We start from the raw sequence: 14271 nt of genomic DNA on the forward strand, positions 1-14271 counted from the left end.
CGGGAGCCGGCGCGCTACCCGGCAGCCGGGTCCGGCGGCAGCTTCGTGGTGGCGTCGGTGACGGCCAGCCGAAGCGCGTCCCGGCTGAGCCCGCGCACCGATCCGAGGTCGACGCCGACGAGGACGGCGTGCGCGAACGCCGCGCCGGATACGTCGGCGCGGGCCAGGGTCGCCCCGGTCAGGTCGGCATTGCTGAGGTCGGCGTCCGACAGGACGGCCTCGGTCAGATCGGTGCCGCGGAGACTGGCACGGGTCAGCACCGCGCCGCGCAGGTTCGCCCGACGGCAGCTGGCCCGATCGAGCGCCGCGGTGGGCAACTTCGCCCCTGCCAGCTCCGCCGAGGTCAGGATCGCCCCCGTGAAATCGGCGCAGTCGAGCCGCGCCTCGGCAAAGTCCGCGTCGGTCAACTTCGCCGCGGCGAAGTTCGCGTGACGAAGGTCGGTCAGCCTCAGCTCGGCGCCGGGCAGTTGCACGCGGACGAGATCGAGCCGTGTTCCCTGGGGAGGAGGATGAGTGCGCAGCGCCCGCAGTGCGACTCTGACGTCCAGCGGGAGCGGTTGTCCCGTTCCGCCGTGACTGCGCAGGAAGTCCGTAAGCGTTTCGACAACCCGGGCCCGGTCGCGAGGAGAATCCTCGTACATTCTTTCCAACGTCCGGACCCCGCCTGCTCGCGTCGAAGCGCGCTCGGAGCCGAGGTGGCCGATCGCCGTGGCGTAGATATCGGTGACCTGCTTGTCGCGGTCGAGGAGAAGTTTCCGGACCGCCGCCCACGCCGGGACGCTGATGCCGAGCGGGGCGAGAAAGCCGGCTATCTGGCCGCGAATGCCGCTCAGGACAGCGGCCCGCTCGGCGTCCGCGAGGCGTGCGACGTCGGCACCGCCGACCCAGGACGCGAACGGCCCGAGCAGGAACCACAGCACGGCGACAGCCCCGGCCGCTGCGGCCCCGGCAACGGCTAACGTCCGGAGGCGGCGGCGAATCGGGAGCCGCGCCCCCCTCACCGCCCGGCCTCGCGGGAGTCCGGAACAGACCAGCCTCCCGCGATTTCCCCACGCGGATCGAGCCCGTACTTGCGGAACTGTTTGTGGTTCCAGTCCGGGCTTTCCGAGGACGCGAGGTAGTGTTCGATGCGTCTGCGCGCCCGCGGATGACCGTAGGCCAGTGCGGTGCAGTAGAGGTCGAGCACCCTCCCCGGCTGGCCGGCGTTGCGGCGGAGATCGGCCAGCAGGACATGGCATTCGATGTCGCCGCCGCGGACTCCGCGCTCCGCGAGTTCCCACGCTTTGTCGCGGTTTTTCCGGGCCTTGTCGCGGTTTTCTGGTGCTGTGTCGAGTCTTCCGTGCAAGAGAAAGCCACGGGCGACGCCCGCTGCGGAGCTGAAATCATCGTCCGCGATCTGCTGCTCGATCATCCGCTCCGCTTCGGCCAGGTCTCCCAGCCCGGCAAGAGCCTCCGCCCGAAGGCCGGGCAGCCGGGCCGGACAGGTGCTCGTGGAATCGAGCAGCCGGGCCGCTTCCGCGAAGCTCTGCCGCTTTATCAAGAGGCGCACAGCCCGTTCTCTGGCCAGCACCGATCCCGCGGTGGCGGCTTCGGAGTAGAGGCCGGAAGCCACGACCAGGAGGGTCGACGACGCGAGTTCCACGCCGGATCCGCTCACGGTCGCCCGGTCGGTCCCGTCGGTGCGGACGCTGTCGGCGTCGACGAGCGCGTCGGCGACCCAGAGCAGCGCGTGGTTCCAGGAAACGTCCTCGCGCGTGCGATAAGCCGTGACCAGGTCCTTGGCGTAGACATCTGCGATGTACCGAGCGACCGGAGCCAGCGCGCCGGCGACCAGCGGGGCGGTGCCGACATACCACTTCAGTGCTTGAGCGATCGGCTCGGAATACTCGGAATCCGAGGTTTTCCTGGCCTCTCCGAAGCGGCAGAGCAACAGGGCGATCTCGGCGGGGTCCGGGGCGCCGCCCGCTCGCTGGGCGGTCCGGTAGCAGCCGGCGGCGTCGTCGAACAGACCGTGCCGGGCGGCAGCGAGGGCCGCGGCACCCAGCGCACGGGGTTCGTGTTCGGCTGCCTCGTAGTAGCAGTCGAGTGCTTTCCGCGGACGATCCGAGGCGGAGAAGGCGTCGCCGACGGCGATCAACGGTGCGGCATCGCCGTCGGCCGCGCAGGCGAGGGCGAGTCGCTGTGCGGTCATCAGATCTGTGCTCAGGTTTACCCGCACCGCGGCGGCCATCGCGCCCGGGACGTCGTATTGTCGCGCCGTCGCGACCCAGTCGAGCGCGTCTTCCACTTGGCCGGCCGAAGCCAGCACCTGAGCGCCGAGGAGATAGGCGTCGTGCCGGCCGTGCTCGGTCGCTTTCGCCGAGAGCATCCTGACCGCGGCTTCGGGGCCGGCCGCGTCGACCGTCAGGTCCGTGATCATCGGCAGCAGGTCGAGCCCGGTGCGTTCGCCCAGCTCGCTCAGGTAGCTGACCGCTTCGTCGAGCTGCGCCTGCCGACACTGCCGGTCCTCGGCTCGCTCCTTCGGCGTCAGCGGGACCCGGCGAGGCCGTTGCCGGGGGGAGTCCTCCCGGGACGCGATGCCCTCGGCCACGACCGCCGCCGAATGCAGATCTCCCTTCTCGGCGAGCCGCTGATGAATAGCCAGCGCTTTGCGCGGCCGCTTGAGCTGGGTGTGCGCTACCGCGACCAGTACCTCGGCGGAACGGTTTCCTTCGGCGGCGAGCGGGCCGAGCCAGTCGAGGACGTCTTTGGGCCGCTTGGCGGCGAAAAGTATTCTGGCTCCTTCGCGGACGGCGTCCTCGACGCGGTCCGGATCGACGCTGGTCCGCGCGATTGTTTCGTACTGGCTGATCGCGTCGTCGATCCGGCCGGCCCTGGCCAGCATCGCGGCGAGTTCGGCGCGTGCGCGCGGGCATCCGTTCTCAGCCGCTCTGGAGAAGAAGTGAGCGCTCAATTCCAGCAGGTGGCGTTTTTCGCATTCTTTCGCCAGGGCGCGGCAGTTTTCAGGATCTGCTCTCTCGCGCAGCACCGGCCACACCAGCTCGTTCGGCAGGACCAGCTTCGCCGCCCCGGTCACGAAATGCCGCTCGAGCGAGGGGGCGAGGCAGTACGAGTCCGCCGTCTCGCCGGATTTCCGGATCAGGATCGCGGCCCCGCCGGGTACCTGCTCAGTCACCTCGCTCAACGCTTCGGCGAACCACTCGGCTGAATCGGGCGCGCGGCTTCCGAGAAAAGCTTGCGCGCCCTGACGCAGGACGTCGCGCGGAAACCATCGGCCGTGTCCGGCGTGCAGTGCCGCGATCAGGAAGTCGAGCAGCGCGCGAGATTCCGGGCCCGCGTCGCGGTACCGTGCGCGAAGTTCCGGTTCGGCGACGAGAGTCTGGATCACGCGGCCGTCCGGTGCGCTCGCCGCTGCTTCGGCCAGCCTCGGTTCAGGAGAATCGCGCGCCTTGCCGAGTTCGGTCTTGGTAAAGGACTCGTCCACCCGGATGACGGTTCCCTGCCGCGGGAGCAGCTGGACGTTGGGACGGTGCAGGCCCGGCGGTGTCCGGCCGGACGGCGCGTTGAGCGTTTTCCAGCTCTCGCGGGTCAGGGTGATCAGGATCAGGCAGGGGGCGCGGGTTTCGTCGCCGAGGAGATTGCGCAGACAGCGGGCGACCCGGTCGTCGAGTTCGCTGTCGCCGGACAAGAGGCACCGCTCGGCGGCCGGAAGCCACACCACCGTCCGGGGAGACAGGCCGCTCTCGTTCGCCAGCAGCTCTTCCGGCGTGCAGGGGCTGAGTCCTGGCCAGATCTTCCAGTGGCGGAGGAGGAAGGACCCGTCGTCGTTCGCGCGGATCGCCTCCCACAACGCACGTTTCTTCCCCGTCGCCGGATCGCCGACCAGGATGGCCATCCGGCTCGCCCCGCCCGCGGCCGCCGCGATGACGGGTTCCAGCTCCGCGTCGTGTTTGCGCGGGAAGTAGATCGTCGTTTCCGGCACCGTGCGGCCGTGCCGGCCGTCGTCGCTCAAGGGAAAGATTCCGAGCTGATCCGGAGTGCGGGTCGCCAGGTCGGCCGTGGGTATGGAGAGCGGGGCCGGGGTGGGGTGCGCTGTGGTGTCCATCTCTCGCCCGAGCCTGCCGGACCTGGCCGCGGCCGCGCCACTCCCGTCCCGTGCTTTCGGTGAACGGTCAGCTCAGGGGGTTCAATGAGCGGCGAAATTCGCTCGCGCCGAACCCTCGTTCACTCATTTCGGTGAACAATTCTTGCGCGCGGTAACGCTATTCCGCGATCGATTCAGGCCGGTTTTCCCGCCACCACGAGATCCCGCACGATCGCCTGGTCCACCCGGTGCGCCAGCTCCTCGTACGGCCCGCCCGACCGCACCGCCAGCCCCGCCCGTTCCAGGATCGCCACCAGGCCCTCCCGCGGCAGCACATGCGTGTTCCACGAGATCCCGAGCGCCCCGCCCGGCCGCAGCACCCGGTTCCACACCGGGATCGCCGCGGCGAGGAGGTCGCGCGGGCTGCGGGCCAGACCGGTTTCGCGGTGGCTGCCATGCTGCACGCCGTACGGCGCGTCGGTCACGATCAGGTCCGCCGACGCCGGGCGGAGGACCTCGTCGGTGGTCAGGGTGTCCGCGTTCAGGTAGCTGAGCCGCCGGGTGCGGCCTGCCTTGTAGTCGTCCTTGTCGAACGCGTACTCGATGTCCAGCCGGCGGCCGAGGCGGACCTTGTTGCGGCGCAGCTGCCCGGACTCCGCGGTGTGCTTCACCCGCTTCGTGCGCAGCCACGTCTTCACGAACTGTTCGTACGCCTCGAAATCGCGCGCGTCGACGTCGAGGCCAGTGGCGTCGAAGCCGTACATCACGGCCTGGTTCAGCGTCGTCCCGCGGCCGCACAGCGGGTCGAGCACGTGCAGTTCGCGGTCCGGCCAGTCCGCGGGCCGCGAGGTCGCCAGCAGGGTGAGATTGAGCAGCAGTTTCGTGAACTGCTCGTTGGTCTTGCCCGGGTACTTCTGGATGGTCAGCAGGTCGGAGTCCGCCTTCGCCAGCGGATGCACGGCGACCGGCCGCAGCACGCCGTCGCCCAGTTCGAACAGGGCGTACAGCGAGGACAGGTTCGACAGCAACGCCAGGTCGCGCTCGCCGAGCGGGGCCGCGCAGGCGAATTTCACGTACCCGACCCCGCCGAGTTCGATCTCTTCGATCGCCGACACCTCGGCGGAAAGAGCGGTGCCGAAGGCCGCCAGTTCGGCGCGCAGCAGCGCCGGCGACGAGGCGGCGTACACGCGGTTGGCGGAAGGCAGAACGAGGATCACGTACTCAGGCATCCCGCAGAGCGTAGCGTGACACTTTGTGACAGCTTCCCTGGTACAGGACATCGAGGCCGCCGCCGCAGTGCTGGCCCGGGCCACCGACGTGACGCTGCTCGGACACGTCCGCCCCGACGCGGACACCCTCGGCAGCGCGCTGGCCCTCGGCCACGTGCTGCATCGCCGCGGCGCGCGCGTGCGAGTCGCCTTCGGCGAGCCGGACGAGGCCCCCGAAACACTGGCCTGGCTCGACGTCGACGGCCTGATCACTCCCGTCGACGCCCTCCCTCCGGCGGACGGCCTGCTGGTCGCGCTGGACACCCCGACCCTGGCCCGCCTGGGCAGGCTCGCCCCGCGGGTCGCCGCGGTCCGCGACGCGGGCGGTTCGGTCCTGGTCGTCGATCACCACGCGACCAACGCCCGCTACGGCACCCACCACGTCGTGGACGACACCGCCGAAGCGACGGCGATCCTGGTCACGCGGATCGTCGAGGCGATGGGGGCCGAACTGGACGCGGCCGCCGCGCGCTGCCTGTACGCCGGGGTGGTCACCGATACCAGCGGCTTCCGGCGGGCGAGCCCCGAAACGCACCGGATCGCCGCCCGCCTCCTGGAAGCCGGGGCCGACCCGGGCGAGGTGGCCCGCCGAATCGTCGACGACCACCCGTTCGCGTGGCTGCCGATGCTGTCGACGGTCCTGTCGGAGGCCCGTCTGGAACCCGAAGGGGCGCAAGGATTCGGCTTCGTCCACACGGTAGTGCGCGCGGCCGCCGCGGCGACGGTGCGGCTCGAAGAGGTGGAGTCGGTGATCGACGTGGTGCGCGCTACCCGGGAGGCCGGCGTCGCAGCGGTGCTGAAGGAAGCCGGGCCCGGTCCAGTGTGGACGGTCTCGCTGCGCTCGGCCGGCGACATCGACGTGTCCGCGGCCGCCGCGGAGTTCGGCGGGGGAGGCCATCGGATGGCGGCGGGATGCACGGCGGAGGGTCCGGCGGAGGAGGTGCTGGACCGGCTGCGGGAAGCGCTGGGGAGGGCGCCGCTGTTGCGGGCTTCCTGACCGGGCCGGGCGGTGCGCGGCCCGGCCCGGCGGATGAGCGCGGGACTTGGGCGGAGTTCGGCGGGAGCGGCGGGATTGGCGGGATTGGCGAAGCCGCGTCCGGAAGCTTCGCCGGTGCGCCCGCGTGATCGCCGGGGCCGCATCGCCGCCGTGCTGCTGACCGGAGCCTTCGCGCCTGGTCACACCGGCCGACGCAGCCCGTCCAGCACGAGGGTGATGAGATCGTCGGCCTCGGCCCGCCAACGAGGACGGTCATGGGACGCGCCGATGCCGTGCAGCGCCATCAGCACGGCACCGGCGTCCACGTCGTCGCGAACGGTGCCGTCCTCTGCCGCGGCGGCCACCAGGTCGGTGACCGCCTGCTCCAGCGCTTGGCTGCCGCCGGCGAGGGCGTTCGAGCGTTCGGCCATCAGCGTGGCCAGCGTCCGGGCCAGGCCCTCGTGGGCGTCGATGTGGTCGACCATGCCGCGCAGGAAGGTCGCCAGCGCCTCCGCCGGGGGCAGCGTGGCCCGCAGCTGGCGGGCGCGATCGCACAGCGCGGCGACTTCCCCGTGGTAGACCGCCTCGGCCAGCGCCTCCCGGGTGGGGAAGTGGCGGTACAGCGTGCCGGTGCCCACTCCGGCCAGGCTGGCGAAGTCGTCGAAGCGCAGGTCGAAGAATTCGCCGGCGTCGAAGATCTCCCGTGCCTTGGCGACCAGGAGGTCGCGGTTGCGCTGGGCGTCGGCCCGCAGCGGCTTGCCCGCGGTCATGCGCGGCCCTCCCGTCGTCAAGTGGAGATTGTCTCCACTTCGATCGTACCGCACGAGGTGCGGCGCGAAGATCTCGCTGCCCGGCCGCCGCTGGGCTTGCTGTCCGATCCGGTGTCCGCCCGAGGCCGCCCGCGGCTGGCTGGCCGCCCGTGCCGGATCACGCCACAGTGGACTTCTGTCTCTCAAGATCAGCCTGCTTCCCTTGCCGCATAAGCGAATCCCGTGCTCCGATCGCTCGCCTCCGGCTGTCCTCGCGGTCCGGGCCGCCGGAATTGTCGGTCCCGGTGGCTACTCTCATTCCCGTGTCCGAAAACGCCACGACCACCGCCGTAAGCGGTGACCGCATCCCGCCCCGCCGAGTGTTCGGCCTCGCCGTGCCCGCGCTCGGCGTGCTCGCCGCCGAGCCGCTCTACGTGCTGGTCGACACCGCCGTCGTCGGCCATCTCGGGGCGTTGCCGCTCGCCGGCCTCGCGCTGGGCGGCGTGGTGTTGTCGCAGGTCTCCACGCAGCTCACCTTCCTGTCCTACGGCACCACCTCGCGCACCGCGCGGCTGCACGGCGCGGGCAGGCGCGCCGACGCGGTCAGCGAAGGCGTGCAGGCCACCTGGCTGGGCGTGCTGGTTGGGCTGGTGCTGCTGGCGGCGGGGCAGTTGCTGGCCGGGCCGATCGCCCGCGCGCTCTCGGGCAGCGACGAGATCGCCGCGGCGGCCGTGTCGTGGCTGCGGATCGCGTTGTTCGGCGCGCCGCTGATCCTCATCACGATGGCGGGCAACGGCTGGATGCGCGGCGTGCAGGACGCCACCCGTCCGCTGCGCTATGTGCTGGCGGGCAACGGAATCTCCGCCGTCCTGTGCCCGGTGCTGGTGTACGCCGCCGGTCTCGGGCTGGAGGGGTCGGCGATCGCGAACGTCGTCGCACAGGTCGTGTCCGCGTCGATGTTCGTCGCGGCGCTGGTACGGGAAAAGGCGCCGTTGCGGCCGGATTTCCCGGTGATGCGGGCGCAGCTGGGTCTCGGCCGCGACCTGGTGCTGCGCAGTTTCGCGTTCCAGGCGTGCTTCGTGTCGGCCGCCGCGGTGGCCGCGCGCACTTCGACCGAGGCGGTCGGGGCGCACCAGGTGGTCCTGCAGCTCTGGACGTTCCTGTCCCTGGTGCTCGATTCGGTCGCGATCGCCGCGCAGTCGCTCGTCGGCGCGGCGCTCGGTGCCGGAGCGGCGCGGCAGGCACGCGGAGTGGCCACGCAGATCACCGGATACGGCCTGGTTTTCGGCTGTTTCCTCGGCGTGCTGTTCGCGGCGTTGTGGAGCGTCCTGCCGCACGCGTTCACGTCCGATCCGGGAGTGCTCGGCGAAATCCCGCACGCCTGGTGGTTCTTCGTGGCGCTGCAACCGATCGCGGGCGTGGTGTTCGCGCTCGACGGTGTTCTCCTCGGTGCGGGCGATGCCGCCTTCCTCCGCACCGCCACGCTCGTCAGTGCCGGGCTCGGCTTCCTGCCGCTGATCTGGCTGTCGCTGGCGCTGGGCTGGGGGTTGATCGGGATCTGGAGCGGCTTGTCGCTGTTCATGGTGTTCCGGCTGGCGGCCGTGGTGGCGCGGTGGCGGTCCGGGCGGTGGGCCGTGGTCGGCGCGGTGCGGGAGGCGTGATGGCATAACGGCGAAACCCGCTCGCCGCCGGCGCCCGGCGGATGCGAGGGTGGGCGCATGCCGAAGTTCACCCAGGTCGACGTCTTCACCGGCGAGCTCACCCGAGGCAACGCGCTCGCTGTGGTGCACGCCGCGGACGGGTTGTCCGACGAGCGGATGGCCGCGTTCGCTCGCTGGACGAACCTCAGCGAGACCACGTTCCTGCTGGAGCCGTCCGACCCGGCCGCCGACTACCGCGTGCGGATCTTCACCCCGCACGGCGAGCTGCCGTTCGCCGGGCATCCGACGCTCGGGTCGGCGCGGGCGTGGCTGGCCGCCGGGGGAGAGCCGAACGCCGGGCATCTCGTGCAGGAATGCGGGGCCGGGCTGGTCCGGGTGCGCCGCGACGGCGACCGGCTGGCGTTCGCCGCGCCTCCGCTGCGCCGCGGCGGTCCGGTGGACGACGCCGACCTCGCCGCGGTGAAACGCGGCCTGCGCCTCGGCGACGCCGACGTCCTCGACGCGCGCTGGGCGGACAACGGCCCCGGCTGGATCGCGCTGCTGCTGCGCGATGCGGCGACCGTCCTCGCGATCGAGCCGGACTTCGGTGCGCTCGGCTCGTACAAGGCGGGCGTCGCCGGTGCGCAGCCGGCCGGATCCGACACGGCTTTCGAGGTCCGCGCGTTCAGCGACGTCGTCGAGGATCCGGTCACCGGCAGCCTCAACGCGGCGCTCGGCCAGTGGCTGATCGGCGACGGCCTGGCGCCCGAGTCGTACGTCGCGGCGCAGGGCACGCGGCTCGGCAGGCGCGGGCGGGTGCACGTCGAACGGGACGGCGACGACGTGTGGGTCGGCGGCGAAACGGTCGTCGGCATCCGGGGCGAAGCGGACCTGTGGTGAAGCACACCCCGGTTACGGCTATGTATCGAGGTTGCTGAGGCGATACAAGTATCGAGGCGGCAGCGTCGTCGTCCTCCGCTGTCCGACGCTCGCCTGATTTCTGGAGGAACTCTTGACGCCCGCCGGCCGCGCCCCTGTCCGGTCCTGGCTCATCTGGCTCACCGCGGTCACGGTGTACCTGCTCGCCGTTTTCCACCGCACCTCCTTCGGCGTCGCCGGGCTGAAGGCAGCCGAACGCTTCGGCGTCGGGTCCGCCGCGCTCGGCATCTTCACCGTCTTGCAGGTCGGCGTATACGCGGCCATGCAGATCCCGACCGGCGTGCTGGTCGACCGCTACGGCCCGCGCCGCGTGCTCACCGCCGCCGTCCTGATCCTCGGCTCCGGGCAGCTGCTGCTCGGACTCGCCGACACCTACGCACTCGGCCTGGTGGCCCGCGGCGTCCTAGGCCTCGGCGACGCACTCACCTTCGTCAGCGTCCTGCGCCTCGTCGCGGCGCATTTCCCGGCGCACCGGTACGCGCTGCTCGCGTCCTTCACCTCCTGCGTCGGCTACCTCGGAAACCTCGCCGCGACAGTCCCGCTCACCCTGCTCCTCGACGGTCCAGGATGGACAGTCACCTTCCTCGCCGTCGGCGCGGTGACGGTGCTCTATTCGGTGCCGGTCGCGCTGCGCGTCCGCGACACTCCCGGCGGCGTGCCGGAACGCGAGCGCGAACCCGTGCGCCCGGCGGAACTGGCCAGGCAGGTCAAACTGGCCTGGCGAACTCCCGGCACCCGGCTGGGATTCTGGGTGCACTTCTCGACGATGTTCGCGCCGAACGTGCTGACCCTGTTGTGGGGCATGCCTTTCCTGGTGCAAGGCGAAGGCCTGCCCGCGGCGACCGCCAGCGCGCTGCTGACCGTCTTCGTGTTCGGCTCCATGGCAGGCGGCCCGCTGCTGGGCGCGGTGATCGGCCGTGCCCCGGCGCTGCGGGTGCCGCTGGTCATCGGCTACCTCGCCGGAGCGGCGATCGTGTGGGCGGTGCTGCTCGGCTGGAACGGCCACGTCCCGGTAGGCGTCCTCGTCCCCGCGTTCGCGTTCCTCACCCTGGGCGGCCCGGCGTCGATGATCGGCTTCGCCATCGCCCGCGACTACAACCCGCTGTCCCGCGTCGGCACCGCGACCGGAGTAGTGAACGTCGGCGGTTTCCTGGCGACCACCGTGACGGCCTTGCTGATCGGCATCCTCCTCCAGGCCACCGGCGGCAACTTCCGGATCGCGCTGCTGGTCGTCGTAGCCGTGCTGGCGGCAGGCGCGTCGCGAATGCTGGTGTGGTGGCGGCGCGCCCGCGCCCACGTGTTCGCCGCGGCGGCCCGCGGGGAAGAAGTCCCGGTCCGGATCCGGCGGCACCGCTGGGACCGCGCCCCGGAAGAGGCCGTGGCCGCCTGACCGCTCCCGCTGCTCGTGAGTGGCTGTGCCGGTTCTAGCGGATACCGACTTGTCGACCTACCGTGGTGGTATGGCTCACTCACACCAGGTTACCGCAGGTCAGGGTGGTCGGCAGCCGATCTTGGATTCGTATGCGCGGCTGTCGCGGAATCAGCGGGGCAAGCTGGAGAAGTGCGAGACGCAGCACGCGGACAACCGTGAGGTGATCGACCGGTTGGGCGGCGTGCTGGGTGAGGAGATCTCCGATCCGAAGCTGTCAGCCTGGAATCCGAAGGTCCACCGCCCGGGGTGGGAACGGGTGATGAAGCGGGTTGCCGCGCGGGCGTGTGACGGGGTGGTGTTGTGGAACACCGACCGGGGCTGGCGGCAGTCTCCGGACCTCGAAGACATGTTCAAGCTGATCGAGGGCTACGACTCGTTCACGGTCGCGTCCTCGCACGGCCGCTACGACTTGTCGGACTACAACGACCGGTACCAGTTGCGGCAGGAGGTCGCGCACAACCAGCGCAATTCCGACGAGGCATCGCAGCGGATCTCCCGCCGGTTCGACACACTGCGCCGCAAAGGAGTCCCGCACTTGCAGGGCCGGTCGTTCGGATTCCCCGGGCTGGACCGGACAGTGCCGAAAGAAGACGCGCTGGACGAGGACGGCAACGACACCCGGGAACAGGTTCCGGCGGAGCTGGTGGAGCGGGAGCGTGCCGCGTTGCGGTCCGGGACGAGCGCGATCCTGGCCGGGGTGAAACAGCTTGCGCTGGCCGAGGAGTGGAACGCGGCCGGTCTGCGCACGGTCACCGGCGGGTTGTTTATTCCGACGGGAATCCGGGATGTGCTGCTCCGTCCACGCAACGCGGGACTGATCGAGCACGACGGCGAGATCGTGGGGCAGATGCCGGGCGAGCCGGTCGTGGACCCGGAGGAGTTCGAGCGGTTGCGCGCGCTGTACGCGGGGCGCACCCGGGGACGGCAGCCCGGCGGGCGCTATGTCGGCTCGGGCATCGCGACCTGCCCCCGCTGCGAGAAGAAACTGTCCGGTCGGCCGCACGTCGGCGAGTATCCGGACGGAGCACGGCGGCGGCAGTACGCGTGCACGAAAGCGCGCGGCGGGTGCGGCAAGGTCGCGGCCGACGTACGGGCGGTGGACCGCCAGATCCGGGGCATGGTGGTCGCGCGGATGTCGGACAAGAGCCACGCTGCGGCGATCAAGGCCGTGCGGGCGCAGATCTCGGACCGGTTGGAGAAGGTCGAGAACGAGATCACCGAGTGCGAGACGCGGCAGGAGGCGATCTCGGCGAAGTGGGGCGCGCGGAAGATGTCCGACAAGGCGTTCGACAAGGCGAACGAGCCCCTGCTCAAGGATCTCGCGCGCCTGTACGCGGAACGGGAGGAGTTGACCGGCGGCAACCCGGAAGGCCCCACCGAGGCGATGAGCCGGGAGGAAGCCGCCGCGAAGTGGGACGCGGCCGATGTCGGCGAGCGGCGCGCCATGCTCAGCGACGCGTTGGGCCGGGACACGCTCTACGTCGACCCGTCCGAGCGCAAGGGGTTCCGCACGTTCGACCCGAAACGCGTCCGTGTCAAGCCCTACGAGCCCAAGCGCCGCCGGGCCGATACCGGCCCGGTCCCGGCGGCTGACCGCGCTGACGGCGACGACCGCGTTACCGTGAGCACCAGCGACGAGGGAGGTCCTTCCATGGTCATGTTCAGTCCGGGCAGCGGACCTTTGCCGACAGCGCACGAAGACACCGCCGCCGCCAACCTGGACGCGTTCGTCGCGGACGTGTGCGCGCGGTGGGAGTACACCCTGGTCGCGTCCCGCCGCCGCCCCGAGGACGACCGCGACGACGGCCGGTACGTGTGGGATCTGGAGTTCCGGTGCCCGAACGGGAAGCGCCACACGTGCCAGGTGGCCATGTTCGGGGTTCCGCGCGACTATGCCGAGGGCGGCGACCCGCTCATGTTCCCGGAGCCACGGCTGTACGTGGACGGCAGTTCGTGGGTGTGGGACTTCGCGGTGGGCAGCGCGGCGGCGTATTTCGATCAGAATCCCGACGACGAGAATCACCCCGAACACCCGGACTACGACACGTCGTCGCACAACCGGCCCCGGGGCGGCTCGGCGCCGGACGCGTAGTCACCACGCCCGCCCCGATGGTCGCCGGCACCGGCGCGCGGACTCCGCACGCCGGTGCCGGCGCGTCATCAAGGCCGTCAACACCACGAGCAGCACCCGCGGTGAGGCCAGCGTTCGCGCGGCGGGCGTCGATCGCAGCTTCTGTTATCGGCACCCCGACGTGCTCACGCCCATTCACGCCGCGCAGCATCCGCGCCCGCGGCCGTCAGCGGTCAGCCGCGAAATCGCTGCACGGCGATCTCGCCGACGCACTCGCCCGCCTTCTCGATCACTCCTGCGAGCCGGTCTGGGCCTCGCCTGCTGGCACGTCCATGCGGTGACTGGTTCCATCGTAATCGCGGAAAAACCAGGACACCCCGCTGTTCTCGGCCGCGACCGAGGCATGCTCCGTGCCGACTTCGAGACCGGCCGGGTCGGGGAGTTCTTCGCCCAGAACGGTCGTCGCGTTGCTGATCACGACGAGAACGTCCTGGGTCATCTCTTCCATCACGACATGCAGGGGCACGATCAACTCGGCGTCTTCGCCGACCTGGAGCGCCGGCGAGTACGCGAAGGTCGGGCGCAGCGTGATCGTCCGGGCACCGACCGGGCGCTTGATTTTCACGCGGGCGACCACGGCGTTGTCTTCGACCGGGCCGGTGAACCGTTTCTCGTCAACGATCTCGAACGGCTCGCCCTCGGTGAAGACGATCGGTCCGGCATCGAACGCCATCTGACCGATGACCCGGACCGCGCGGTGCTTGTCCGCGTTCGACAGCCACCGCAGCCACTCCAGGGGCATGTCCTGGGGCTGCTCGGCCTGGAAGGGCTGGCAGGCCTCCACCAGGTCCCAGAACTCCGGCGCGACGAGAGGCCGAAGGTCTTTCGCTTTTCCCTTGAAGTTCTTGCTGTTCTCCGTTGCCAGCGGGAAAGTGACCAGGTGAGGGTTCGGCGGCGGGCCGGAATGAGCCATCACCGCGGTCCAGAACGTGTGGTCCAGCGCCGCGCGCAGGTTCGTCAGCACATCCCCGGCCAAGACGCCCCAGCGCTCCGGGAAGGGCTTCAAGATCTTCAACCGCCACTGCGCACTCAGCAACGGGTCAGAGGCGGCT

10 protein-coding genes are annotated in these 14271 nt (G+C 70.7%); 5 read left to right on the forward strand and 5 right to left on the reverse strand.

Annotated features, from left to right (window positions below):
- Nucleotides 1-14: 14 nt before the first annotated feature.
- The 3 genes from BM362_RS15825 to BM362_RS15830 all read right to left on the reverse strand — a co-directional run bounded on the left by BM362_RS15825 (nucleotide 15) and on the right by BM362_RS15830 (nucleotide 5313).
- Nucleotides 15-920, reverse strand: a complete 906-nt coding sequence (locus BM362_RS15825) for a pentapeptide repeat-containing protein (protein WP_167545329.1) — start codon at nucleotides 918-920, stop codon at nucleotides 15-17.
- 77 nt (nucleotides 921-997) lie between these two features.
- Nucleotides 998-4012: a tetratricopeptide repeat protein gene (locus tag BM362_RS47460; RefSeq protein ID WP_167545330.1), complete on the reverse strand. Its 3015-nt coding sequence runs from the start codon at nucleotides 4010-4012 to the stop codon at nucleotides 998-1000.
- Nucleotides 4013-4278: 266 nt separating this feature from the next.
- On the reverse strand, nucleotides 4279-5313 hold the full coding sequence (locus tag BM362_RS15830) for a TRM11 family SAM-dependent methyltransferase (protein WP_208865217.1): 1035 nt from the start codon (nucleotides 5311-5313) through the stop codon (nucleotides 4279-4281).
- Between the two features lie 25 nt (nucleotides 5314-5338).
- On the opposite strand from BM362_RS15830, the gene BM362_RS15835 reads away from it, so the two are divergent.
- Complete coding sequence (locus BM362_RS15835; protein WP_093573624.1) at nucleotides 5339-6349, forward strand: DHH family phosphoesterase; 1011 nt, start codon at nucleotides 5339-5341, stop codon at nucleotides 6347-6349.
- 179 nt (nucleotides 6350-6528) lie between these two features.
- On the opposite strand, the gene BM362_RS15840 is transcribed toward BM362_RS15835, so the two are convergent.
- On the reverse strand, nucleotides 6529-7098 hold the full coding sequence (locus BM362_RS15840; protein WP_093573625.1) for a TetR/AcrR family transcriptional regulator: 570 nt from the start codon (nucleotides 7096-7098) through the stop codon (nucleotides 6529-6531).
- 302 nt (nucleotides 7099-7400) lie between these two features.
- Here BM362_RS15840 and BM362_RS15845 point away from each other — a divergent pair, with 302 nt between their 5' ends.
- The 4 genes from BM362_RS15845 to BM362_RS15860 all read left to right on the forward strand — a co-directional run bounded on the left by BM362_RS15845 (nucleotide 7401) and on the right by BM362_RS15860 (nucleotide 13180).
- Complete coding sequence (locus BM362_RS15845) at nucleotides 7401-8738, forward strand: MATE family efflux transporter (RefSeq protein WP_067590734.1); 1338 nt, start codon at nucleotides 7401-7403, stop codon at nucleotides 8736-8738.
- Between the two features lie 57 nt (nucleotides 8739-8795).
- Nucleotides 8796-9617, forward strand: a complete 822-nt coding sequence (locus BM362_RS15850) for a PhzF family phenazine biosynthesis protein (protein ID WP_093573626.1) — start codon at nucleotides 8796-8798, stop codon at nucleotides 9615-9617.
- Nucleotides 9618-9729: 112 nt separating this feature from the next.
- Nucleotides 9730-11046 (forward strand): MFS transporter, encoded by a 1317-nt coding sequence (locus BM362_RS15855; RefSeq protein WP_093573627.1) that lies wholly within the window; start codon nucleotides 9730-9732, stop codon nucleotides 11044-11046.
- Nucleotides 11047-11167: 121 nt separating this feature from the next.
- Nucleotides 11168-13180: a recombinase family protein gene (locus tag BM362_RS15860; protein ID WP_244287169.1), complete on the forward strand. Its 2013-nt coding sequence runs from the start codon at nucleotides 11168-11170 to the stop codon at nucleotides 13178-13180.
- Nucleotides 13181-13448: 268 nt separating this feature from the next.
- On the opposite strand, the gene BM362_RS15865 is transcribed toward BM362_RS15860, so the two are convergent.
- Nucleotides 13449-14183 (reverse strand): hypothetical protein, encoded by a 735-nt coding sequence (locus BM362_RS15865; RefSeq protein ID WP_244287170.1) that lies wholly within the window; start codon nucleotides 14181-14183, stop codon nucleotides 13449-13451.
- Between the last annotated feature and the right edge of the window lie 88 nt (nucleotides 14184-14271).

It is taken from the genome of Amycolatopsis rubida (genome assembly GCF_900115345.1).
Taxonomy (GTDB): domain Bacteria; phylum Actinomycetota; class Actinomycetes; order Mycobacteriales; family Pseudonocardiaceae; genus Amycolatopsis; species Amycolatopsis rubida.

Coding starts and splice junctions, on each gene's coding strand:
- BM362_RS15850 (WP_093573626.1), top strand. CDS start 8,796: ATGCCGAAGTTCACCCAGGTCGACGTCTTCACCGGCGAGCTCACCCGA.
- BM362_RS15830 (WP_208865217.1), bottom strand. CDS start 5,313: ATGCCTGAGTACGTGATCCTCGTTCTGCCTTCCGCCAACCGCGTGTAC.
- BM362_RS15840 (WP_093573625.1), bottom strand. CDS start 7,098: ATGACCGCGGGCAAGCCGCTGCGGGCCGACGCCCAGCGCAACCGCGAC.